This is a genomic window from Chelatococcus caeni, assembly GCF_014196925.1.
GTDB classification, from domain to species: Bacteria; Pseudomonadota; Alphaproteobacteria; order Rhizobiales; family Beijerinckiaceae; genus Chelatococcus_A; species Chelatococcus_A caeni.
Window position 1 is genome coordinate 37815 of record NZ_JACIEN010000002.1, and the last position, 20214, is coordinate 58028.

Genomic DNA, 20214 nt, shown 5'->3' on the forward strand with positions numbered 1-20214 from the left:
GGTCTCAGGTCTTTCCAGGCTCGAAGCCGGGCATTGACCTCAAGCTAAGTTCAGGTTTTATCACTGCGGCTCCCCGCGTGCCAGCGCACGCCGAACCATGGAGCACCCATGCCGATGACCCTGCCCATCCGGCTCGCGATGATCTACGGCAGCAACCGCGAAGGGCGCCTGTGCGACACCGTCGCCGACTGGGCGGCGGCGGAAGTCGACAAGAGCGGCGCCTTCTCCCTCCTGCGCCTCGACCCGGCCGGGCTCGACCTGTCGCTGCGCCACCCGAGCCGCGACGATCCGGCCGTCGCCGGCCTCAGGCAGGCGATCGCGGCGGCGGACGCCTTCCTCGTGGTGACGCCGGAGTACAACCGCGGCTATCCGGCGCCGCTCAAGTTCATGATCGACTGCGCCAGTCACGAATGGCACGCCAAGCCCGTCGCCTTCGTTTCCTACGGCGGCATCTCGGGCGGGCTGCGCGCCGTCGAGCAGCTGCGGCTCGTCTTCGGCGAGCTGCATGCGGCGACGATCCGCGACTGCGTGTCCTTCGCCCAGGCGCACGAGCGCTTCCGCCCCGACGGGTCGCTGCCGGAGGGCGACGGCGCCTACAAGGCCATGGCCCTGCTGCTCGCGCGGCTCGCCTGGTGGGCCCGCGCCCTGCGCGACGCGCGCCAGGCCTCGGCCTACAGCGAGGTGGCCGCATGAGGCCGATGCGCCAGGGCGAGCTCGCCGGCGGCGAGGCGGTTCCGGCCGCCGCCGGGCCCAGGGCCGGCGCCCGCAACGCGACGCTGCTCGCGACGGGCGTGCTCACCATCATGTCCGCCGCCACCATCGCGCCGGCGCTGCCGGCCATGCAGGCGCATTTCGCCGGCACGGAGCAGGTGGCCCTGATGACGCGGCTCGTCCTCACCATCCCGGCGCTCGCCATCGCGCTCGTCGCCCTGCCTGCCGGCGGCCTCATCGACCGCTGGGGCCGGCGCCCGTTCCTGATCGGCGCCATCGGCCTCTACGGCATCGCCGGCATGTCGGGGCTGGTGCTCGATTCGCTCGGCGCCATTCTCGCCAGCCGGGCGCTGCTCGGGGTCGCCGTGGCGATGATCATGACGACGGCGACCGCGCTCGTCGGCGATTATCTCGCCGGTCCGGCGCGTGACCGGTTCCTCGGCCTGCAATCCGCCGCCATCGGCGGCGGCGGCCTCCTGTGCCTCACGGGCGGCGGGCTCCTCGCCGAGATCGACTGGCGGGCACCCTTCGCCATCTACGGCATGGCCTTCCTGCTCATGCCGGCGGTCATCGCCTTCATCGCCGAGCCGGCGCGCAGCGGAGCCGCCCGGCCGGCACCGGGCGAGGCGCCAAGCGGCTCGCCCGCGGCGCTCGCCCTGCTGCTGACGGCCGCCATGCTCAACAGCGTCATCTTCTACCTCGTGCCGACGCAGCTGCCGTTCCATCTGCGCGAGCTCGGCCATGCGGCGCCGAGCCGGGCGGGCCTCGCCATCGGCCTCTTCACGCTCGCGCAGGCGGTCGTCGCGCTCGGCTTCGGCCGGCTGCGCCGCAGCTGGTCGAGCACGACGCTGTTCGGGATCGGCTTCGGGCTCATGGCGGCCGGCTACGGCCTCGTGGCGATGGCCGAAAGCTACGTCGCCGTGGTCGCCGCCATCGTCGTCACCGGCTTCGGCATGGGGCTGGTGATCCCCAATCTCGGCGCAACCGCGCTCACCGTGGCGCCGCCGGCCCTGCGCGGGCGGGTGGCCGGAGGGCTCACGGCCAGCATCTTCCTCGGGCAGTTCCTCTCGCCGCTCGTCAGCCAGCCATGGATCGGCGCCTTCGGCTATGCCGCGACCTTCCGGGACATGGCCGTCGTCCTCGCCGCCATGGCCATGACCGGCCTCGTCCTCGCCGGGCGCGGGCGGCCCTGATCAGGGGCCGGCGTCGGCCCGGCCGATGCCGGTGTCGCGCACGAGGAAGCCGGAGAGGTCGCGGGTCGTATATTCGATGTGGGAGGCGACGACCTCTTCCTGCTCGTGCAGCTCGCGGAAGGGGTCGGGCGTCTTCGGCAGCACGAGCACGGTCGTCATGCCGAGCCGGTGCGGCTCGGCGAGATTCTTGGCGAGGTCCTCGAACATCGCCGCGCGCGAGGCCTCGATGCCGTGGCGGTCGAGGAAGCTCGCATAGGTCGCCGGCTCGGGCTTCGGCACGAAGCCCGCGTCGGCGATGTCGAAGATGTCCTCGAAATGCGCGCCGATGCCGAGCCGCTCCGCCACCGCCTCCGCATGGCCGCGCGAGCCGTTGGTCAGGATGAGCTTGCGCCCCGGCAGGGCGCCGATGGCGGTCGCGAGCGCCGGATCGGGCGCGAGCAGCGAATAATCGATGCTGTGGGCGAAGGCGAGGAAGTCGCGCGGGTCGATGCCCTGCTCCTCCATGAGGCCGCGCAGGGTCGTGCCGTAGCGGTTGTAATAATACTTCTGCAGGGCACGGGCCGAGAGGCCGTCCATGCCGAAGAAGTCGCAGACGAAGAGCGTGATGCGCTCGTCGACCTGCGGCCACAGCTGCGCCTCGTGCGGGTAGAGCGTATTGTCGAGATCGAAGATCCAGGTATCGACATGCGCGAAGCCGCGGCGGGCCTTCTCCGCCCCTGCGGCCGGCACCGTGTCGATCATCTTCATCTGCGACCTCTCGTGCGTGAAAGGAGGAAGGAGATGGGGTGCCGGAGCGGCGATTGCAAGCTCGTCCGGCCCGGCGGAAGCCTCAATGCGGCACGGAGGAGGAGAAGACGTTGATGACGACGACACCGGCCAGGATGAGGCCGATGCCGACGAGCGCCGGCGCATCGAGGCCCTGCCGGAAGGCGAAGAAGCCGACGAGCGAGATGAGCACGATGCCGATGCCGCTCCAGATGGCATAGGCGATGCCGACCGGGATCGTGCGCAGCGTCAGCGACAGGCAGTAGAAGGCGACGCCGTAGCCGACGGCGGTGACGAGGGACGGCAACGGCCTGGTGAAGCCCTCGGACGCCTTGAGCGCCGACGTGGCGATGACCTCACCGACGATGGCGATGAGGAGATAGAGATAGCCCGTCGCCATGTCCTGCCGTGCCTCGCCGTTTCGCCGGCCCTCCCGCCGCCCGTCAGCGGCGGATGAGCGTGCCGGCGCCGTGGTCCGTGTAGAGCTCGAGCAGCACCGAATGGGGCACCTTGCCGTCAAGGATGACGACTCCTTCGACGCCCTGCTCCAGCGCATAGATGCAGGTCTCGACCTTCGGGATCATGCCGCCGGTGATGGTGCCGTCGGCGATGAGGCGGCGGCAGTCCTCCACCGTGAGCTCGGGCAGGAGGTTCTTGTCCTTGTCGAGCACGCCCGGCACGTCGGTGAGGAGGAGCAGGCGCTTGGCGCGCATGGCCCCGGCGATGGCGCCGGCGAAGGTGTCGGCATTGACGTTGTAGGTCGCCCCGTCGTGGCCGACGGCGACGGGCGCGAGCACGGGGATGAGCTCGGCCTTGAGCACCGCGTCGAGCACGGTGCGGTCGACCTTCTCGGGCTCGCCGACGAAGCCGAGGTCGACGATCTTCTCGATGTTCGAATCGGGATCGACCACCGTGCGCGTCACCTTGCGGGCGACGACCATGTTGCCGTCCTTGCCGCACAGGCCGATGGCCTTGCCGCCTTCGACCGAGATGGTGCCGACGATCTGCTTGTTGATGGCGCCGGCGAGCACCATCTCGACGATGTCGACGGTGGCCTTGTCCGTGATCCTGAGGCCGGCCGCGAATTCGGACTTGATGCCGAGCTTCTCCAGCATGCGGCCGATCTGCGGGCCGCCGCCGTGCACGACGATCGGCTTGACGCCGGACTGCTCGAGCAACACCACGTCCTCGGCGAAATCCTCCGCCGCCGCGGCGTCGCCCATGGCATGGCCGCCGTATTTGATGACCACGATCTCCTGGTCGTAGCGCTGCATGTGCGGCAGCGCCTGCACCAGCGTCTCGGCCTGGGTATGCACGTCGGGTAGATCGGGAAGGTCGGTCATGTCGTGTCGCGGCGCAGGTTGAGGGAAGGGTTGCTTCGCGAGGCCGTCTTTTAGCAGGGAGGGAGGCGGCTGTCGCCCCCGCTCCGACGCCTCATGGCAAACGGGAACACGCCTTCACAGGCGGCTCGAGACGAGGCCCGACGTGCCGATCGCCGCCCAGCCGAGCATCACGAGGATGCCGCCGGCCGGGGCCGCCATCGGAAAGAGGCCGTCGTCGACGAGGGCGCGCAGCGTCAGGTCGCCGGTAAAGAGGAGGACGCCCGCGGCGAGCAGCCAGCCGCCGATGCGCATCAGCCCCCGGTGCGCCACCCAGGCGTTGAGCGCGGCCGGCAGGGCGACGAGCAGCACGGCATGGACGAGGAGGATGCTCGCCGCCGTCGCCAGCATGCCGGTGCCGGCGATATGCGCCGCCGCAGCCGCCGCGGCGACACCCCAGAAGCCGAAGAGCCCGCCGACGAAGACAAAGAACCGGTCGCTCATGCCGCCCCCTTTTTGATCCCTCGCCGCTTTGCGGGCACCCTTAGAGGGCGCCGCGCTCGTCCATCAGCCGCGCCACCGCCTCGCGCAGCTCGCTCATGCCCTCGCCGGTGCGGCTCGACGTCGGCAAGATGACCGGGAAGGCCGCCGCGCGCTTGGCGAGGGCGGCGGCCGTCGCCGCGAGCCGCTTGTCGAGCTCGGCTCGTGACAGGGCGTCGGTCTTGGTCAGCACGATCTGGTAGGAGACCGCCGCCTTGTCGAGAAGGTCGAGCACGCCGGCGTCGATGGGCTTGATGCCGTGGCGCGCATCGATGAGCACGTAGACGCGCGCGAGATTGGCGCGCCCGCGCAGATAGGCGTGGATGAGGTCGGTCCAGGCGGCAACCTTCTCCTTGCCGACGGCCGCATAGCCGTAGCCGGGCATGTCGACGAGCGTCAGCCGGCGCGGGGCCCCGTCCTCCGGGCCGATGCGGAAGAAGTTGAGCTCCTGCGTGCGGCCGGGCGTGTTCGAGGTGCGCGCCAGCGCCTTGCGGCCCGTCAGCGCGTTGACGAGGCTCGACTTGCCGACGTTGGAGCGGCCGGCGAAGGCGATCTCGAGCCCCTCCATGGGCGGCAGGCCGCCGAGGGAGGCGGTCGCCCAGATGAAACCGGCCTCGCCCGCGAACAGCTTGCGGCCGATCTCGGCGTGGTCGGTGGCGTCGTCGGTTGCCTCGTTCATCGTCCGAGGCTTAGGCCGTCAGCGCGCCCGCCGCAAGGCATCGACGTCGTTGCCGCGGATGAGAGCGAGGTTGCGTGTGATTTTTGCCGCGTCCCAGTCCCACCAGCGGATAGCGCTGAGCGCCTCGATCTCGGCTTCGGTGAAGCGCATGCGCACCACGCGCGCCGGATTGCCCGCGACGATGGCATAGGCCGGCACGGGCCCCGCGACCACCGCGCGTGCGGCGATGATGGCGCCGTCGCCGACGGTGACGCCCGGCATCAGCATGGCCTCGTGGCCGATCCAGACATCGTTGCCGATGATGGTGTCGCCGCGCAGGCCCGCCGCGATGGAGCCCATGTCGAACCCCTCCTCCCAGCCGTTGCCGAAGATGTTGAAGGGGTAGGTCGAGAGGCCCGTCATGGCGTGGTTGGCGCCGTTCATGATGAAGGTGACGCCGGTGGCGATGGCGCAGAAGCGGCCGATGACGAGCCGGTCGCCGAGGAAATCGTAGTGGTGCAGCACGCAGCGCTCGAGGAAGTGCTGCGGCCCGGCGGGATCGTCGTAATAGGTGTAGTCGCCCACCTCGACATTCGGACGGTCGACGAAGGCCTTCAGGAAACCGACGCGGGGATGGCCGGGCAGCGGGGCCGGATCGAGCGGGTGGGGCCCGCAGCCGGCGGGCGGGGCGGGCGGGCGCTTCATCCCGGTCTCCCGATCTCAGGCCGGCGCGGCGGCCTCAAACGACAGCGCCCGGCCGGAGCCGGGCGCGGTTCTTCGTGGGCACAGCTCCGGCCGGTCAGGCCTTGGCGCGGCCCGAGAAGGTGTTGCGCAGGTTGCCCCACAGCTCGATCTTGACGCCGTTCTTGCGCATGATGAAGCCCTGCTGCAGCACCGAGAGCAGGTTGTTCCACGACCAGTAGATGACGAGCCCGGCCGGGAACGACGCCAGCATGAAGGTGAAGATCACCGGCATCCAGGCGAACATGGTCTTCTGGATCGGATCGGTCGGCTCCGGGTTCATCTTCATCTGCACGAACATCGTGAAGCCCATGATGATCGGCCAGACGCCGAGCATCAGGAAGTGGCCGATGACCGGCACCTGCGAGGGATCCCACGGGATGAGGCCGAAGAGGTTGAAGACCGTCGTCGGATCGGGCGCGGCAAGATCCCTGATCCAGCCGAAGAACGGCGCGTGGCGCATCTCGATGGTGACGAAGAGCACCTTGTAGAGCGCGAAGAAGACCGGGATCTGGATGAGGATGGGCCAGCAGCCGGCGAGCGGATTGATCTTCTCCTTCTTGTAGAGCTCCATCAGCGCCTGCTGCTGCTTCATCTTGTCGTCGGCATAGCGGTCGCGGATCGCCATCATCTCCGGCTGCACCGCCTTCATCTTCGCCATCGACACGTAGGAGCGGTTGGCGAGCGGGAAGAAGATGGCCTTGATGATGACCGTGACGATGAGGATCGCCACGCCGAAGTTGCCGAACATCTTGAAGAAGAAGTCGATCACCCTGAACAGGGGCTTGGTGATGAAGTAGAACCAGCCCCAGTCGATGAGCAGGTCGAAGCGCTTGATGCCGAGCGCCTGCTCATAATGGTCGATGGCCGCGACTTCCTTGGCGCCGGCGAAGAGGCGGGTCGTCACCTCGGTCGTGGCACCCGGCGCAACCGTCTGCGGTCCGCCCAGCATGTCCGACTGGAAGCGGGGCCCGTGCGCACCCGGCGACACCGAGAAGCGCCCGTCGTAGGGCTGGTCCTGGTTCGGGACGACGGCCGCCGCCCAGTACTTGTCGGTGATGCCGATGAAGCCGCCGGTCACGCCCTTGTAGACCTGGCCGCGCATGTCACCGACGAGGACGGGATCCTTCTCGAGGCCGGAGTAGGAGACCTCCTTCAGGCCATCGTCGCCGAGGACGCCGATGAGGCCCTCGTGCAGGATGTAGAAGCCTTGCGTCGCCGGCACGCCGTGGCGCGAGACGAGACCGAAGGGATGCAGCGTGACGGGCTCGCCGCCGGTGTTCTCGACGCTGTCCTTGATCGTGAACATCGCGTCGTCGTCGACGGCGATCTGACGCCGGAAGACGAGGCCCTCGCCGTTGTCGAAGGTGAGCGTCACGGGTTCGGACGGCGTCAGGCGGTCCCGGTCCGCGGTCCATACGGTGTTGGCGTCCGGCACCTTCACGCTCGCGCCCGCACCGGTCACCCAGCCGAACTCGGCATAATAGGGATGCGGGCTGCCGGCCGGCGACAGGAGGACGATGTTGGGGCTGCGCGGGTCCACCGTCTCGCGATAGGCCTTGAGCGAGATGTCGTCGATGCGCGCGCCGCGCAGCGAGAACGAGCCGGCGATCTTCGGCGTGTCGATGACGACGCGGGGCGCCTGGGCGAGCGCCTCGTCGCGCGTCACCACCACCGCCGGTGCCGTGCCCGCCGTCGGCGCGCCCGCGCCGTTGGTCCCGGAGGGGACGGGCGCCGTGGAGCCGGCTTCGCCCTGCTGCAGGCTCTGCTGCTGCGCCTCGCGGCGCTGCTGCTCCATCTGCGGCACGCCGTAGAAATAGTTCCAGCCGATCAGGACGATGACGGACAGGACGATGGCGAAGAGCAGGTTCTTGTTATCGCCGGTCATGGACGATCCGTTTCAGTTCCGGGAAAAGGTGCCGCGGCCAACGCCGACTGCGCCCGGACACGCTTTGCGCCGGACGTTGTGGATGTGGTCTTTTCTGTGAGGGTCGCAAGAGCCCGGTCGAGATCCTCGACGAGGGCCGGAAAGGGCGCCGTCAGGGCATCGCGCCGGGCCACCACGACGAAATCGATGTCGGCCTGCGGCCAGCGCGGCGCGATCGCGCCGAGCGCCGCCCGCAGGCGGCGCCGGATGCGGTTGCGCTCGACGGCGCCACCGGTCTTCTTCGTGACGGTGAGACCGAAGCGCGGGCCTGCGGGAACGGCGGTTCCCTGGGGCCGCGTGCCGCGCAGCAGGGCCTGGACGCTCATGCGGCTCGTGTGAAACCGTCGGCCGCCCGCCGCCGCCTTGAACTCGGCGCGCTTGCGCAGGCGGGGCAGGCGCCCGCGCCGCTGTACAGCTGCCGGAGCGCCCTGCATGGCATCGCCGAGGGCCGGCCTCAGGCCGACAGACGCTTGCGGCCGCGCGCGCGACGCGACGCGATCACCTTGCGCCCGCCCTTCGTCGCCATCCGCGCGCGGAAGCCGTGGCGGCGCTTGCGCACGAGCTTGCTCGGTTGGTAGGTCCTCTTCACGGCCTCATCTCCGATCGTGGGCGCCGTCGATCCGGTGGGACCGCCCGGCGCCGCGTGCCGTCACGCGGCACATCTGCTGCTTGTTCTTTGTCGTTGGCTGCCGCAAGGCGACGAGGGACGTCGCAGAACGACAAGCGGCGCCCCGACGAGCGCCGCCCAACCTGCGCGGCTTATGGCGGATGGAGGCGGGAAAGTCAATGCGCGGACGCGCCGCATCGACCTGCCGGCTCCGGCCCGCCGGCCGGGCATCACGAGGCGGTGACGCACCCTTTGCCGGGCTGGCCTGACCTGCCATCTTCCGGCAAGTTGCACCGGGGTTGACGCGTGGCCCGTCGCCGGGCCGCCAAGGACAAGAGAAGCAGGAACGCAAGGAACCGGCAATGAGGGCGGACGGGGATGGGGGCACGAAGCGCGGCCCGCGGGCACGGCATCCCGTGCGGCGCTTCCTGCCGCTCGCCGTCATCCTCGCCGGCATGGCGCTCGCCCTCGCCTTCGGCCTGCACCGCCACCTGTCCTTCGACCAGCTGCTCGCCCGGCGCGTCGAGCTCAGGCACTATGTCGACGGGAATCTCGCCAGCTCGCTCGTGTTCTATGTCCTCGGCTATGCGCTGGTCGTTGCCCTGTCGCTGCCCGGCGGGCTCGTGCTCACCATCTTCGGCGGCTTTCTCTTCGGCTGGCTGATCGGCGGGCTCGCCGCCCTCGTGGCGGCGACGAGCGGCGCGTTCGTCATCTTCCTCGCGGCGCGCACCTCGCTCGGCGACGTGCTGGCGGCGAAGGCCGGGCCCTTCCTGCAGAGGCTCGCCGCCGGCTTCCGCCGCGACGCCGTGGCCTACATGCTCTTCCTGCGGCTCGTGCCGGTCTTTCCGTTCTGGCTCGTCAACATCGCCCCCGCCCTCCTCGGGGTACCCTTCGCCACCTATGCGCTGACGACCGTCGTCGGCATCGTGCCCGGCACCTTCGCCTTCGCCTTCGCCGGCGCCGGGCTCGACGGCGCGGTCGCCGCCCAGCAGGAGGCCTACGAGGCCTGCCTCGCGGCGGCGCGCGAGGCCTGCACCCTGACGCTCAACAAGAAGACGCTGATCAACAAGCACATCTTCATCGCCTTCGCCGCGCTCGGCTTCATCGCCCTCCTGCCGCCGCTGATGCGCCGGCTGTTCGCGCGCCGCCTCTGCGGGCTTGACAAGGGGCTCGACGGGAACGGTCCGGTCCCGTAACCCTCGTTCCGAAACAACCTGGGAGTGTGCCGTGACGGAGACCTTGCGTCCGGACCTGTGCATCGTCGGCGCCGGCTCGGCCGGCCTGTCGGTCGCGGCGGCGGCCGCCGCCTTCGGCGTGCCGGTGGTGCTCATCGAGCGCGGGGAGATGGGCGGCGACTGCCTCAACGTCGGCTGCGTGCCGTCGAAGGCCCTGATCGCCGCGGCAAGGCGCGCCCACGACATCCGCCAGGCGGGCGAGTTCGGCCTCGGCACGCTCGACCCGCAGGTCAATTACGCCCGCGTGCGCGAGCATGTGCGCTCGGTCATCGGCGCCATCGCGCCGAACGATTCGGTGGCGCGTTTCACCGCCCTCGGCGTGCGCGTGGTGCGCGCCAGCGCCCGGTTCGTGGCCCGCGACACGCTGGAAGCGGGCAACGTCATCGTGAAGCCGCGCCGCTTCGTCCTCGCCACCGGCTCGCGCCCGGCCGTGCCGGCCATCGCCGGCCTCGACAGCGTGCCCTTCCTCACCAACGAGACGGCCTTCGACCTGACGCGGCGGCCCGAGCATCTCGTCATCGTCGGCGGCGGCACCATCGGCCTCGAGCTGGCGCAGGCGCACCGGCGCCTCGGCGCGCCGGTCACCGTGATCGAGGCCGGACGCGCCCTCGGCCGGGAGGATCCCGAGCTTGCCGCCCATGTCCTCGCCGCCTTGCGCCGCGACGGCGTCGTCATCCGCGAAGGCGCCACCGTCAGCGAGGTCGCGGGCGAGGACGGCGACATCCGCCTCGTCATCGAGAACCGGGGCACCCGCACGGAGCTGAAGGCGAGCCACCTCCTCGTCGCCACCGGCCGCCGCCCGGTGACGGACGGGCTCGAGCTCGAGGCGGCCGGCATCGCCCATGACGAGCGCGGCATCGCGGTGGACCAGCACCTTCGCACCAGCAACCGGCGCGTCTACGCCATCGGCGATTGCGCCGGGCCGGACGGCGGCGGCCGGCAGTTCACCCATGTCGCCAACTATCATGCCGGGCTCGTGATCCGCAGCGCCCTCTTCCGCCTCAGGCCACGCGTCGACATGCGGACGATGCCGCGCGTCACCTTCACCGATCCGGAACTCGCCGTGGTCGGCATGACGGAGGAGGAGGCGCGGGCGGACGGCGGGCGCATCAGCGTGCTGCGCTGGCCGGTGGCCGAGAACGACCGCGCCCAGGCGGAGCGGCGGACCGAAGGCGAGATCAAGGTGATCCTCGGCCGCGGCGGGCGCATCCTCGGCTGCGGCATCGCCGCGCCCGGCGCGGGCGAGCTCATCACCCCCTGGACGCTCGCCATGACCCGCAACCTCAGGATCAGGGATCTCGCCGGGCTCACCGTGCCCTACCCCACAATCTCCGAAATCTCGCGGCGCGTCGCCATGTCATATTATACGCCGAGTGCCGCCAAGCCCATGGTGAGGCGGCTCATCGGCTTCCTGCGCCGGTTCGGCTGAACAGGCGCAGGCGGACAAGGCAGGGCGACGAAGACGGAGCGTCATGGACGCACGGCCGGACGAGAACATCGAGAGCGAGCGCGCGCCGGCGGGCGACCCGCGTGGGTCCGTCCGTTTCGGCCTGTCGGCGCGCCTGCTCGTGCTCACCGGCCTCTTCGTCATGCTGGCGGAAGTGCTGATCTATGTGCCCTCGGTCGCCAACTTCCGCCGCAACTGGCTGAACGACCGGCTCGCCGCCGCCCAGGTGGCAGGCGTCGTGCTGGAGGCCGTGCCGCCCGGCGGCGTCCCCTCCGGCTTCGAGGAGAAGCTGCTCGCCGGCGTCGGCGCCCGGGCCGTGGCGGTGCGCGTCGGCGGTGCGCGGCGCCTGCTCGCCACCGCCGAGATGCCGCCCGAGGTCGCCCGCGTCATCGACCTGCGCGACGCCCACTGGGCGACGCTGATCGCCGACGCCTTCGAGACGCTCGTCTTTCCGGCAGACGGGCCGGTGCGCGTCATCGGGGCCGGCAAGGGGGGAGCGGATTTCGTCGAGATCGTGATGGACGAGCGGCCGCTCAGGGTGGCGATGCTCACCTTCTCGCGCAACATCCTCATCCTGTCGCTCGCCATCTCCGGCATCACGGCCTTCCTCGTCTATCTCGCGCTCCACCTCATCATCGTACGCCCGGTGCGCCGGCTCGCGGCCAATGTCACGGCCTTCGAGCACAACCCGGAGGATGCGGAGCGGGTCATCCGCCCCTCGGAGCGGCGCGACGAGATCGGCGAGGTCGAGCGCGCGCTCGCCCTAATGCAGGAGACGCTGTCGCGCGAGCTCCTGCAGAAGAAGCACCTCGCCAACCTCGGCCTCGCCGTCAGCAAGGTGAACCACGACCTGCGCAACCTGCTCGCCTCGGCCCAGCTCCTCTCCGACCGGCTGAGCCAATTGTCGGACCCGACGGTGCGGCGCGTCGCGCCCAAGCTCATCGCGACGCTGGGGCGCGCCATCGCCTTCTGCGAGGCGACGCTCGCCTACGGCCGCGCGGCCGAGCCGCAGCCGCGCCGGCGCGTCGTCAGGCTGGCGCCGCTGGTGCGCGACCTCGCCGATTTCCTCGACCTTGCCGGCAACGGCATCACCTTCGTCGTCGACATGGATGAGGACATCACCGTCGACGCCGACCCGGACCAGCTCTCGCGCATCCTCATCAACCTCGGCCGCAACGCCGTGCAGGCCCTGGCCCAGGCGGGCGCCGGCCCCTCCGCGCCGACGCTCACCATCGCCGCCCGGCGCGACGGCCGCTCGACCGTGATCCGCGTCGGCGACAACGGCCCGGGCGTGCCGGCCAAGGCGCGCGAGCACCTGTTCGAGGCCTTCCAGGGCACGAGCCGGCGCGGCGGCGTCGGCCTCGGCCTCGCCATCACGGCCGAGCTCGTCGCCCTGCACGGCGGCCACATCGTGCTCGAGGAGGAGGGCCCCGGCGCCACCTTCCGCATCCACCTGCCGGACCGCACGAACGGCAACGGCGCCTGAGCGGCGGCGCCTGCATCGCCTTCCCCGGCTGCGCGCCGACCCGCCGCAGCCGAGCCCCGCCGGCCCAGCCACCCTCTCGAACGACCGGCCGGCCCGACCGGTGGACAACGCCGAGGAATATCGCACGGCGGGGCTTGCCAAGCCGCCCGCGAGGCTTTAATTGAACGGCCTCGTCGCCGGACACGTCACGTGAAGCCGGTGCTGGTTGCGCCCGTAGCTCAGCTGGATAGAGCACCAGACTACGAATCTGGGGGTCAGAGGTTCGAATCCTTTCGGGCGCGCCATTTTTCCCGTTCACGACCAGGGCGACATTTAGGCCGCTATTGAAGCCGCCGCACTGCGAGTTCGACTGAAGGCTCTACTCCCTTCCGCGAATGTGAATCAAAAGCCCTTTTGCGAACTTACTTCAGTTGGTGCTAGCATTCGCCTGCGAGCGTTAAAACGCTGCTGGGGGACTGCTATGACCGAAGATTTCCGCCAAAAGTTAACGTTGTTTGCAACGAGAGCCGTTGAGCTAGCGCCTCGTTGCGCGAACGAAGAGAGCACGAAATTATTCCTTATACTCCCCTTCTTGAGTGTTCTTGGATATAATTGCCAGGATCCTCATGAGGTTTGCCCTGAGCATAGCGCCGACTTCTCTGATAAATATAAGAATAAAGTCGATTTTGCCATCTTAAAGAAAGACCAACCCGTTATAGCAATTGAATGTAAGTGCTGCGGTTCAGCTTTAAAAGACGAGAGGGGACAGTTGAGGGCCTATTTTAATGCCGCCCCGACAGTAAAGATGGGAGTTCTTACGGACGGAATCGTTTATGAATTTTATGCGGATTCAGATGAACCGAATATGATGGATCAATCTGCATTCCTAATTGTTGATTTACGACAAATTTCGAAAGGGAAACTGGAAGATTCCGTACTAGATGGGTTAATAGGTCTTCAGAAGAATTCCTTTGATCCGGAAAATATTGGCGCAGAAGCCAAGAGAAAGCTTGTATTTCAGAGCATAGTACAGCAATTGACCGCTCTTTCTGAGGCACCATCTGAGCCATTCACTCGTATGTTGCTCCAAAGTGCCGGACTTAGTCATGTTAGGGCTAAGGCCTTGACTGAATATCAGGACATTATTCGCTCCGCATTTCGCGAATTTATCAATCTAAGAATTCTGAAACGCCTCGATCTGCCAACAAAAGAAACCGAAAAACCGAGCGGTGAGCCGATCGTTGTCGACAACTCGCCTTCTATGAGCAAGATTGAAGAACGTATTATCACGACAGATTCAGAGATCGCTATTTTCAATTATACAAAACAGCGACTTGCGTTCTTGGTTAAGGATGAAAAGCTTTTTCGAGAAATAGAAAGAATTAATTACAAGGACTATCAAGGGAAATTTGTCGTGTTCTATCGCAGAGAACGCAAAGGGCGCTTGTTTGATTTCATTGAGGGTGATACGCCAAAATTCCGCTTCTCATTCGGCGATGCCGGAGAAATTACAACGGACGATTTAACTGATGGGAAAATCGACGCAGCCCTTCTCGCAGCATTCCTAAAGAGGGTCGAGGAAAATACCCGCACTGATTCTAATTAACTAAAGCTAACGCCTTATATCCTCTTGTATGCGGCTAGCCTTCTGTCGCTAGCCGCATATTTAAGCTCTGTTTCCAAACCTATCGTCATCAATTGGGGCAGCGCCCCCTGTCGGACGCCCTGCCGACGTGCCAGTGACCTAGATTGGCGGAATTGACGAAGCCATCGAATTCGAGGCGACCGCCATTCTACGCCCATACGGCAGACGCGCCGCGCGCCGCCCCTCACACGCTCACAGCGCGCCGCGTCAATCGTCGGCGCGCTCAATCACGGCGACCTGCATCGTCGTGCGCAAGGTGAAGCCGATCGACGCGTAGAGGCGGATGGCGGCCGTGTTGCTGGCGAAGGCGTGCAGGTAGGGCCGGTCTCCACCTTCCGCGATCCGTCCCGCCACGTAGCGCGACAGCAGGCGGCCGAGGCCGCGGCCCCTTGCTTCGGAATGGGTGCAGACGCCGCTGAGTTCGACGTGACCCGGCTGGGCCATGCGCTCGCCGGCCATGGCGACCAGCCGGCCGTTGTCGCGCACGCCCCAGAAGCGGCCGATGTCGAGCGCCCTCAGCGTGAACGGGCCGGGCTCGGTGAGCGCGGCGAGCGCCAGCATGTCCGCGGCATCCGCCGGCCCGAGCTTCACAATCCTCTCGTCCTCGAAGGGTGCGTGGCCGCCGTCGGCCACCATCTGGACGCCTTCGGCTCGCCGGATGGCGCGGAGGCTCGCGGGCAGGCGGATCTCGCCGGCCTGCAGGAGGATTGCCGTGTCGCCCGGCTCCAGCAGGGTCCCGAGGGCCTCGAGGCTTTCCGGGCTGTCGTCGGTGCTTGCCGCGAACGGCACGATCGAGGGGCGATATCGCCGCGCCTTCGCATCTCCGTCGGCGAAGGCCTCGTGCCGCGAGGTCAGCGAAGCCCAGGCCGGGCGATCGAGCTCATGCGCGGTCATTTCTCTCGGTCCTCCCCGGCACGCGCCGTCAGCGGCCGTCGCGCGAGCCCGTCTTCGATGCTGCCGAGATGCGCCAGAAGCTCGTCGCCGAATCCCGCGCAAAGATCGGCCACCGCCTTCTCGACGCGGAGCCAGACCCCCTCCCGCGCGGCAGCCACGAAGGCCTCCCCGTCCGGCGAGAGGGAGACGAGCCGCCGGCGGCCGTCTTCCGCCGCGGTGGTGACCGCGACGAGGCCGATCCCGGCGAGCTGGCCGACAGCCCGGGTGATCCCCGGCTGCGCGACGCCGAGCAGCGCCGCGAGCTCGCCCACGGTCAGCGCGCCGTGCTTCGACAGCGCCGCGAGGAGCGGATGCTGGCCCGCGGCCACCGGCGGCGCCAGCTCGCTCAGGATCGGCTGCGCCTCCGCCTGCAGCCGCTCGCCGAGCCGCTTCAACCGGCTGCCGAGCGTCATCAGGCCAAGGGAGCGGAGCGTGTCTTCGGGTGAGGATTTATTTAACATGTTATATATCGTGTTATATAAATAACAGCATGTCAAGGTGGAGACCCGAGCGGCCGGGCATCATCTTGCGATCCTTGGCCCGAACGGACCGCTGACGAGTCCATCCCCCGGCACGGCAGTTTCCGCCCGCCTCACAAAACTCCCGACAGCCGCGCCACGAGCCCCCGCGCGCCCGCCGTCACATCCGCCCAGGTCGTGTCGAAGCCGGCCGCTTCGCCGTAATAGGGATCGGCCACCGCCTCGCCGGCGCGGCCGGGAACGTGGTCGAGCAGCAGGCTCACTTCGGCGCCTGCGCCTGCCGGGCGCAGCGCGAGAAGCCGGGCGAGATTGTCGTGGTCGAGCGCGACGACATGGGTGAAATGCAAAAAGTCCTCGCGCACCACCTGTCGGGCGCGATAGCCGCTGATGTCGATGCCGTTGCGGGCGGCCACGGCCTGCGCCCGCCTGTCGGGCGCCTTGCCGACGTGCCAGTGCCCCGTGCCGGCCGAATCGACGAGGAGGTCGAGCCCTGCCCGCAACGCCTCGGCCCGCATGGCCGCCTCCGCCAGCGGCGAGCGGCAGATGTTGCCGAGGCAGACGAAGAGCACGGCGGGTCTATCGGGCATCGAAGCTTTCCCAAGGCGACGGCCGGGAGGGGGCCGCCGCCCGTCCTTTACCACAATCGCCGGCCGCATCGCTCCTGCACAGCGGCGCGGGGCGGGACCGCCCTCACACCATCGGCGGGTTGAGCCGCGCAAAACCCTCCTGCCGGTGATAGGGAAAATGCGGATAGGGCGGCGTCACGCGGCTCGCGGCATCGAGCTTCGCCATCTGCTCGGCGGTGAGGCGCCAGCCCAGGGCGCCGAGGTTGTCGCGCAGCTGCGCCTCGTTGCGCGCGCCGATGATGACGGAGGCCACCGTCGGGCGCGCGATGAGCCAGTTGAGGGCGATCTGCGGCACCGTGCGGCCGGTCTCGGCGGCGATCTCGTCGAGCGCGTCGACGACGCGGTAGAGCCGCTCCTCCGGCACCGGCGGGCCGAAATCGGCGGTTTCGTTGAGGCGGCTGCCGGCGGGCACGGGCGCGCCGCGGCGGATCTTGCCGGTCAGGCGGCCCCAGCCGAGCGGGCTCCAGACGAGGGCGCCGACGCCCTGGTCCTGCGCAAGGGGCATCAGGTCCCACTCGTAGTCGCGGCCGACGAGCGAGTAATAGACCTGGTGCGCCACGTAGCGCGGCCAGCCGTGCCGCTCGGCGGCGGCGAGGGACTTCATGAGCTGCCAGCCGGCGAAGTTGGAGACGCCGACATAGCGCACCTTGCCGGCGCGCACGAGCGCGTCCAGCGTCGCCAGCACCTCCTCCACGGGGGTGCCGGCGTCGAAGGCATGCAGCTGCAGGAGGTCGATGTAATCCGTGCCGAGGCGGCGCAGCGCATCCTCGGTCGCCTTCACGAGCCGGGCGCGCGAGGCGCCGGCGTCGTTCGGCCCCTCGCCCATCGGCAGCGCCGTCTTGGTGGAGATCAGCACCTTGTCACGCCGGCCGCGGATCGCCTCGCCCAGCACCTCCTCCGAGGCGCCATCGGAATAGACATCGGCCGTGTCGAACAGGTTGAGCCCGGCCTCGAGGCAGATGTCGAGGAGACGGCGCGCCTCGCCGGCATCCGTGTTGCCCCATGCGCCGAAGAGCGGCCCCTTGCCCGCAAAGGTCCCCGCGCCGAAGGACAGGACCGGCACCTTCAGCCCCGATGCTCCCAACCGCCTGAATTCCATCGTCCATCTCCTGCTCGTCCGGCCGTCCGGCCGCTCGCGGTGAGAGATGGAACCGGCCGGCGGCGTGAACTAGCATGGTGGAAGGCACAGGATCTGTGACTTCAGTTCACATCGAACGGGATAGAACGGCGTCATGAGTCGTCTCGACATCAACCGCTCCGGCGAGATGGAGGTCTTCGCGCGCGTCGTCGAGCTCGGCGGCTTCTCGGCCGCGGCGCGCCGCATCGGCATGACGCCGTCGGCGGTCAGCAAGCTCGTGGCGCGGCTCGAAGGTCGGCTCGGCGCGCGGCTCGTGCACCGCTCCACGCGCCAGCTGCGGCTCACGCCCGAGGGCGAGGCGTTCTACGGCCGCTGCCGCGCCGTCCTCGCCGCGATCGCCGAGGCCGAGCGCGAGGTGGCGGCGGGCGCCGTGCCGCGCGGGCGGGTGCGCGTCAACAGCAACGTGCCCTTCGGGCTGCACTGGCTGACGGGGCTCGTGCCCGACTTCCTCACGCTCTATCCCGAGATCACCCTCGACATCGTCGCGACCGACATGGTCATCGACCTCATCGACGAGCGCGCCGACGTCGCCATCCGCGTCGGGCCCATGCGCGCCTCGCCCCTCATCGCCCGCAAGCTCGGCGAGAGCCGCATGGCCGTCGTCGCCTCGCCGGACTATCTCGCCCGCCACGGCGCGCCGGCGACGCTCGAGGAGCTCGAAAGGCACAACCGCATCGCCTTCAACTTCACCCGCCTCGTCGCCGGCTGGCCTTTTCGCGACGCTTCAGGCGCGACCGTCACCGTGCCGCCCGTGGGCAATGTCCTCGTCGGCGACGGCGAGAGCGCGCGCCGGCTCGCGCTCGCCGGGGCGGGCCTTGCCCGTCTGTCGCATTTCCACATCGGGCCGGACCTCGCCGCCGGCCGGCTCGTCGAGGTGCTGGCCGACCTGAATCCCGGCGATACCGAAACGATCCATGCCGTCTTCATCGGCCAGGGCGCGCAACTGCCGGCCCGGGTGCGCGTGTTCCTCGATTACCTGGCGGCCCACGCGCGGGTCGGCTGAACTGGCCTCCGGCGCGCATATTTTCGTTTTCGCTTTCGTTGTGGCCGAATTGTTTTCGCTAGCTATTTCGTTTATGCTGCCGCAAGTTGAGCGGGCGCAGCCGGCGGCTGCGCGACCAGGGCAAGCGAACGGAGCAAGGCGTGCAGGAGAAGGTCTTCGACCTCGCCATCATCGGAGGCGGCGTCAACGGCTGCGGCATCGCACGCGATGCGGCCGGGCGGGGGCTTTCGACCGTCCTGTTCGAGCAGAACGACCTTGCCAGCGCCACCTCCTCCGCCTCTACCAAGCTCATCCACGGCGGCCTGCGCTATCTGGAATATTACGAGTTTCGCCTGGTGCGCGAGGCGCTGATGGAGCGCGAGGTGCTGTGGAAGCTCGCGCCCCACATCATCCGGCCGCTGCGCTTCGTGCTGCCGCACCATGCCGGGCTTCGGCCCGCCTGGATGCTGCGCCTCGGCCTCTTCCTCTACGACCATCTCGGCGGCCGCAAGCTGCTGCCGGCGACGCGCAGCCTCGACCTGCGCCGCGACCCGGTCGGCAGGCCGCTCAAGGGCGGCTATTCCACGGCCTTCGAATATTCCGACTGCTGGGTGGAGGACGCGCGCCTCGTCGTGCTCAACGCCCGCGACGCGGCCGAGCGGGGCGCCGCCATCCACCCGCGCACGCGCGTCACCGGCGCCGAGCGGCGCGGCGACCATTGGGTCGTCAGCGCCGAGCGGCGGAGCGACGGCGCCCGCGTGGCGGTGAAGGCGCGCATGCTGGTCAATGCCGCCGGCCCCTGGGTGGCCGACGTGCTGGCCGGCATCGTGCGCGAGAAGGCGCCGGCGGGCGTGCGCCTCGTGCAGGGCAGCCACGTCGTCGTGCCGAAGCTCTTCGACCACGACCGCTGCTACATCTTCCAGAACAGCGACGGCCGCATCATCTTCGCCATACCCTACGAGCACGACTTCACGCTCATCGGCACGACGGACCTCGACTATCGCGGCGACCCCGCCGCCGTCAGGGCGAGCGAGGAGGAGATCGGCTATCTCTGCGCCGCGGCGAGCGAATATTTCGCAAAGCCCGTGCGGCGCGAGGACGTGGTGTGGACCTATTCGGGCGTGCGCCCGCTCTATGACGACGGCGCCTCCAAGGCTCAGGAGGCGACGCGCGACTACGTGCTCAAGCGCGAGGGCGAGGGAAACGAACCTTTCCTCCTCTCCGTCTTCGGCGGCAAGATCACCACCTACCGGCGCCTCGCCGAGGCGGTGCTCGACAAGCTCGCGCCGCAGCTGCCCGAGGCGGCGCGCGCCAAGGCGGGGTGGACGGCGGGCGCGCCGCTGCCGGGCGGCGATTTCCCGCATGACGGCTACGACGCGCTGACGCGCCGCATCGCCGGCGAGCATCCCTATCTCGGCGGCGGCATCGCGGCGCGCCTCGCCCGGTCCTACGGCACGCGCGCCTTCGCCATCCTCGAGGGAGCCCGCACCATGGCGGACCTCGGCCGCCAGTTCGGCGCCGGCCTCAGCGAGCGCGAGGTGGACTATCTCATGGGCGAGGAATGGGCGATGACGGCCGAGGACGTCCTGTGGCGCCGCTCCAAGCTCGGCCTGCGCCTGACGCGGGAGGAGGCGGCCGCGCTCGACGATTTCATGGCCGCGCGGCTCAGGCAGGCCGCCTGAGCCGCGAGAACCCATTCCGTTGAGGTTGGCTTCAACCTGATCGGATGCGGTTCTGGCGCGGGCGATGCGCGTCCGCTAGCGTCGGCCACGACAAGAAGCCGAACCGCAAGAAGCCGAACCG

At 68.8% G+C, this 20214-nt stretch carries 21 protein-coding genes and 1 tRNA gene; 9 read left to right on the top strand and 13 right to left on the bottom strand.

Annotation, left to right across the window (positions count from 1 at the left end):
- Positions 1–114 precede the first annotated feature (114 nt).
- Together GGR16_RS08875 and GGR16_RS08880 are read left to right on the top strand one after the other, a co-directional pair.
- Positions 115–693 (top strand): NADPH-dependent FMN reductase, encoded by a 579-nt coding sequence (locus tag GGR16_RS08875; protein ID WP_026015590.1) that lies wholly within the window; start codon positions 115–117, stop codon positions 691–693.
- A complete protein-coding gene (locus GGR16_RS08880) occupies positions 690–1904 on the top strand; it encodes an MFS transporter (protein WP_246372964.1) in 1215 nt (404 codons plus the stop codon). Before GGR16_RS08875 ends, GGR16_RS08880 begins: the two co-directional genes overlap by 4 nt.
- On the opposite strand, the gene GGR16_RS08885 is transcribed toward GGR16_RS08880, so the two are convergent.
- The 9 genes from GGR16_RS08885 to rpmH form a co-directional block, all read right to left on the bottom strand.
- Entirely contained in the window at positions 1905–2651 is a 747-nt protein-coding gene (locus GGR16_RS08885; protein ID WP_183316394.1) for a pyrimidine 5'-nucleotidase, read from the bottom strand.
- A gap of 82 nt (positions 2652–2733) precedes the next feature.
- Positions 2734–3069 (bottom strand): DMT family transporter, encoded by a 336-nt coding sequence (locus tag GGR16_RS08890; RefSeq protein WP_019404761.1) that lies wholly within the window; start codon positions 3067–3069, stop codon positions 2734–2736.
- 43 nt (positions 3070–3112) lie between these two features.
- A complete protein-coding gene (argB, locus tag GGR16_RS08895; RefSeq protein ID WP_019404760.1) occupies positions 3113–4012 on the bottom strand; it encodes an acetylglutamate kinase in 900 nt (299 codons plus the stop codon).
- A 114-nt stretch (positions 4013–4126) separates the two neighbouring features.
- The gene (locus GGR16_RS08900) at positions 4127–4492 is read right to left on the bottom strand and encodes a DUF423 domain-containing protein (protein WP_019404759.1); all 366 of its coding nucleotides are present in this window, start codon (positions 4490–4492) and stop codon (positions 4127–4129) included.
- Positions 4493–4532: 40 nt separating this feature from the next.
- The gene (gene yihA / locus GGR16_RS08905; protein WP_019404758.1) at positions 4533–5207 is read right to left on the bottom strand and encodes a ribosome biogenesis GTP-binding protein YihA/YsxC; all 675 of its coding nucleotides are present in this window, start codon (positions 5205–5207) and stop codon (positions 4533–4535) included.
- Positions 5208–5225: 18 nt separating this feature from the next.
- Positions 5226–5891: a CatB-related O-acetyltransferase gene (locus GGR16_RS08910; RefSeq protein ID WP_053193513.1), complete on the bottom strand. Its 666-nt coding sequence runs from the start codon at positions 5889–5891 to the stop codon at positions 5226–5228.
- Between the two features lie 94 nt (positions 5892–5985).
- On the bottom strand, positions 5986–7815 hold the full coding sequence (yidC, locus tag GGR16_RS08915; RefSeq protein WP_019404756.1) for a membrane protein insertase YidC: 1830 nt from the start codon (positions 7813–7815) through the stop codon (positions 5986–5988).
- Positions 7812–8288, bottom strand: a complete 477-nt coding sequence (gene rnpA / locus GGR16_RS08920) for a ribonuclease P protein component (RefSeq protein ID WP_019404755.1) — start codon at positions 8286–8288, stop codon at positions 7812–7814. Before rnpA ends, yidC begins: the two co-directional genes overlap by 4 nt.
- Positions 8289–8308: 20 nt before the next feature.
- Positions 8309–8443 carry a 50S ribosomal protein L34 gene (gene rpmH, locus GGR16_RS08925; RefSeq protein WP_019404754.1) on the bottom strand — a complete coding sequence of 45 codons (135 nt, stop codon included), beginning with the start codon at positions 8441–8443 and terminating at the stop codon, positions 8309–8311.
- A gap of 380 nt (positions 8444–8823) precedes the next feature.
- Between rpmH and GGR16_RS08930 the strand changes: the two genes are divergently transcribed.
- From GGR16_RS08930 to GGR16_RS08950, 5 genes are all read left to right on the top strand, one after another.
- Positions 8824–9657 (top strand): TVP38/TMEM64 family protein, encoded by an 834-nt coding sequence (locus GGR16_RS08930; RefSeq protein WP_019404753.1) that lies wholly within the window; start codon positions 8824–8826, stop codon positions 9655–9657.
- Between the two features lie 31 nt (positions 9658–9688).
- Complete coding sequence (locus tag GGR16_RS08935) at positions 9689–11125, top strand: FAD-dependent oxidoreductase (protein ID WP_183316395.1); 1437 nt, start codon at positions 9689–9691, stop codon at positions 11123–11125.
- Between the two features lie 43 nt (positions 11126–11168).
- The gene (locus tag GGR16_RS08940; protein WP_183316396.1) at positions 11169–12629 is read left to right on the top strand and encodes a sensor histidine kinase; all 1461 of its coding nucleotides are present in this window, start codon (positions 11169–11171) and stop codon (positions 12627–12629) included.
- A 207-nt stretch (positions 12630–12836) separates the two neighbouring features.
- Positions 12837–12913, top strand: a tRNA-Arg gene (locus tag GGR16_RS08945).
- 176 nt (positions 12914–13089) lie between these two features.
- Positions 13090–14214: a type I restriction enzyme HsdR N-terminal domain-containing protein gene (locus tag GGR16_RS08950; protein WP_183316397.1), complete on the top strand. Its 1125-nt coding sequence runs from the start codon at positions 13090–13092 to the stop codon at positions 14212–14214.
- Between the two features lie 246 nt (positions 14215–14460).
- Here the strand turns inward: GGR16_RS08950 and GGR16_RS08955 are convergent, their stop codons facing one another.
- The 4 genes from GGR16_RS08955 to GGR16_RS08970 form a co-directional block, all read right to left on the bottom strand.
- On the bottom strand, positions 14461–15147 hold the full coding sequence (locus GGR16_RS08955; RefSeq protein ID WP_183316398.1) for a GNAT family N-acetyltransferase: 687 nt from the start codon (positions 15145–15147) through the stop codon (positions 14461–14463).
- Positions 15144–15647 (bottom strand): MarR family winged helix-turn-helix transcriptional regulator, encoded by a 504-nt coding sequence (locus tag GGR16_RS08960; protein WP_183316399.1) that lies wholly within the window; start codon positions 15645–15647, stop codon positions 15144–15146. The genes GGR16_RS08955 and GGR16_RS08960 overlap by 4 nt, the downstream gene beginning before the upstream one ends.
- Positions 15648–15778: 131 nt before the next feature.
- On the bottom strand, positions 15779–16252 hold the full coding sequence (locus GGR16_RS08965) for a low molecular weight protein-tyrosine-phosphatase (RefSeq protein WP_183316400.1): 474 nt from the start codon (positions 16250–16252) through the stop codon (positions 15779–15781).
- A gap of 103 nt (positions 16253–16355) precedes the next feature.
- Positions 16356–17390 carry an aldo/keto reductase gene (locus tag GGR16_RS08970; RefSeq protein ID WP_183316401.1) on the bottom strand — a complete coding sequence of 345 codons (1035 nt, stop codon included), beginning with the start codon at positions 17388–17390 and terminating at the stop codon, positions 16356–16358.
- Positions 17391–17523: 133 nt separating this feature from the next.
- Between GGR16_RS08970 and GGR16_RS08975 the strand changes: the two genes are divergently transcribed.
- On the top strand, positions 17524–18432 hold the full coding sequence (locus tag GGR16_RS08975) for a LysR family transcriptional regulator (RefSeq protein ID WP_019404855.1): 909 nt from the start codon (positions 17524–17526) through the stop codon (positions 18430–18432).
- A gap of 140 nt (positions 18433–18572) precedes the next feature.
- Positions 18573–20093, top strand: coding sequence for a glycerol-3-phosphate dehydrogenase (gene glpD / locus GGR16_RS08980; RefSeq protein WP_183316402.1), 1521 nt, complete (start codon positions 18573–18575; stop codon positions 20091–20093).
- The last annotated feature ends 121 nt before the right edge of the window (positions 20094–20214 follow it).

What these genes read in the sequence shown, in the direction of transcription:
- GGR16_RS08970 (WP_183316401.1), bottom strand. Translation starts at nt 17,390, where the DNA reads ATGGAATTCAGGCGGTTGGGAGCATCGGGGCTGAAGGTGCCGGTCCTG.
- GGR16_RS08975 (WP_019404855.1), top strand. Translation starts at nt 17,524, where the DNA reads ATGAGTCGTCTCGACATCAACCGCTCCGGCGAGATGGAGGTCTTCGCG.
- yidC (WP_019404756.1), bottom strand. Translation starts at nt 7,815, where the DNA reads ATGACCGGCGATAACAAGAACCTGCTCTTCGCCATCGTCCTGTCCGTC.
- GGR16_RS08885 (WP_183316394.1), bottom strand. Translation starts at nt 2,651, where the DNA reads ATGAAGATGATCGACACGGTGCCGGCCGCAGGGGCGGAGAAGGCCCGC.
- GGR16_RS08890 (WP_019404761.1), bottom strand. Translation starts at nt 3,069, where the DNA reads ATGGCGACGGGCTATCTCTATCTCCTCATCGCCATCGTCGGTGAGGTC.
- GGR16_RS08950 (WP_183316397.1), top strand. Translation starts at nt 13,090, where the DNA reads ATGACCGAAGATTTCCGCCAAAAGTTAACGTTGTTTGCAACGAGAGCC.
- rnpA (WP_019404755.1), bottom strand. Translation starts at nt 8,288, where the DNA reads ATGCAGGGCGCTCCGGCAGCTGTACAGCGGCGCGGGCGCCTGCCCCGC.
- yihA (WP_019404758.1), bottom strand. Translation starts at nt 5,207, where the DNA reads ATGAACGAGGCAACCGACGACGCCACCGACCACGCCGAGATCGGCCGC.
- GGR16_RS08965 (WP_183316400.1), bottom strand. Translation starts at nt 16,252, where the DNA reads ATGCCCGATAGACCCGCCGTGCTCTTCGTCTGCCTCGGCAACATCTGC.
- argB (WP_019404760.1), bottom strand. Translation starts at nt 4,012, where the DNA reads ATGACCGACCTTCCCGATCTACCCGACGTGCATACCCAGGCCGAGACG.
- GGR16_RS08930 (WP_019404753.1), top strand. Translation starts at nt 8,824, where the DNA reads ATGAGGGCGGACGGGGATGGGGGCACGAAGCGCGGCCCGCGGGCACGG.
- GGR16_RS08940 (WP_183316396.1), top strand. Translation starts at nt 11,169, where the DNA reads ATGGACGCACGGCCGGACGAGAACATCGAGAGCGAGCGCGCGCCGGCG.
- GGR16_RS08880 (WP_246372964.1), top strand. Translation starts at nt 690, where the DNA reads ATGAGGCCGATGCGCCAGGGCGAGCTCGCCGGCGGCGAGGCGGTTCCG.
- GGR16_RS08910 (WP_053193513.1), bottom strand. Translation starts at nt 5,891, where the DNA reads ATGAAGCGCCCGCCCGCCCCGCCCGCCGGCTGCGGGCCCCACCCGCTC.
- GGR16_RS08875 (WP_026015590.1), top strand. Translation starts at nt 115, where the DNA reads ATGACCCTGCCCATCCGGCTCGCGATGATCTACGGCAGCAACCGCGAA.
- GGR16_RS08900 (WP_019404759.1), bottom strand. Translation starts at nt 4,492, where the DNA reads ATGAGCGACCGGTTCTTTGTCTTCGTCGGCGGGCTCTTCGGCTTCTGG.
- GGR16_RS08960 (WP_183316399.1), bottom strand. Translation starts at nt 15,647, where the DNA reads ATGTTAAATAAATCCTCACCCGAAGACACGCTCCGCTCCCTTGGCCTG.
- GGR16_RS08955 (WP_183316398.1), bottom strand. Translation starts at nt 15,147, where the DNA reads ATGACCGCGCATGAGCTCGATCGCCCGGCCTGGGCTTCGCTGACCTCG.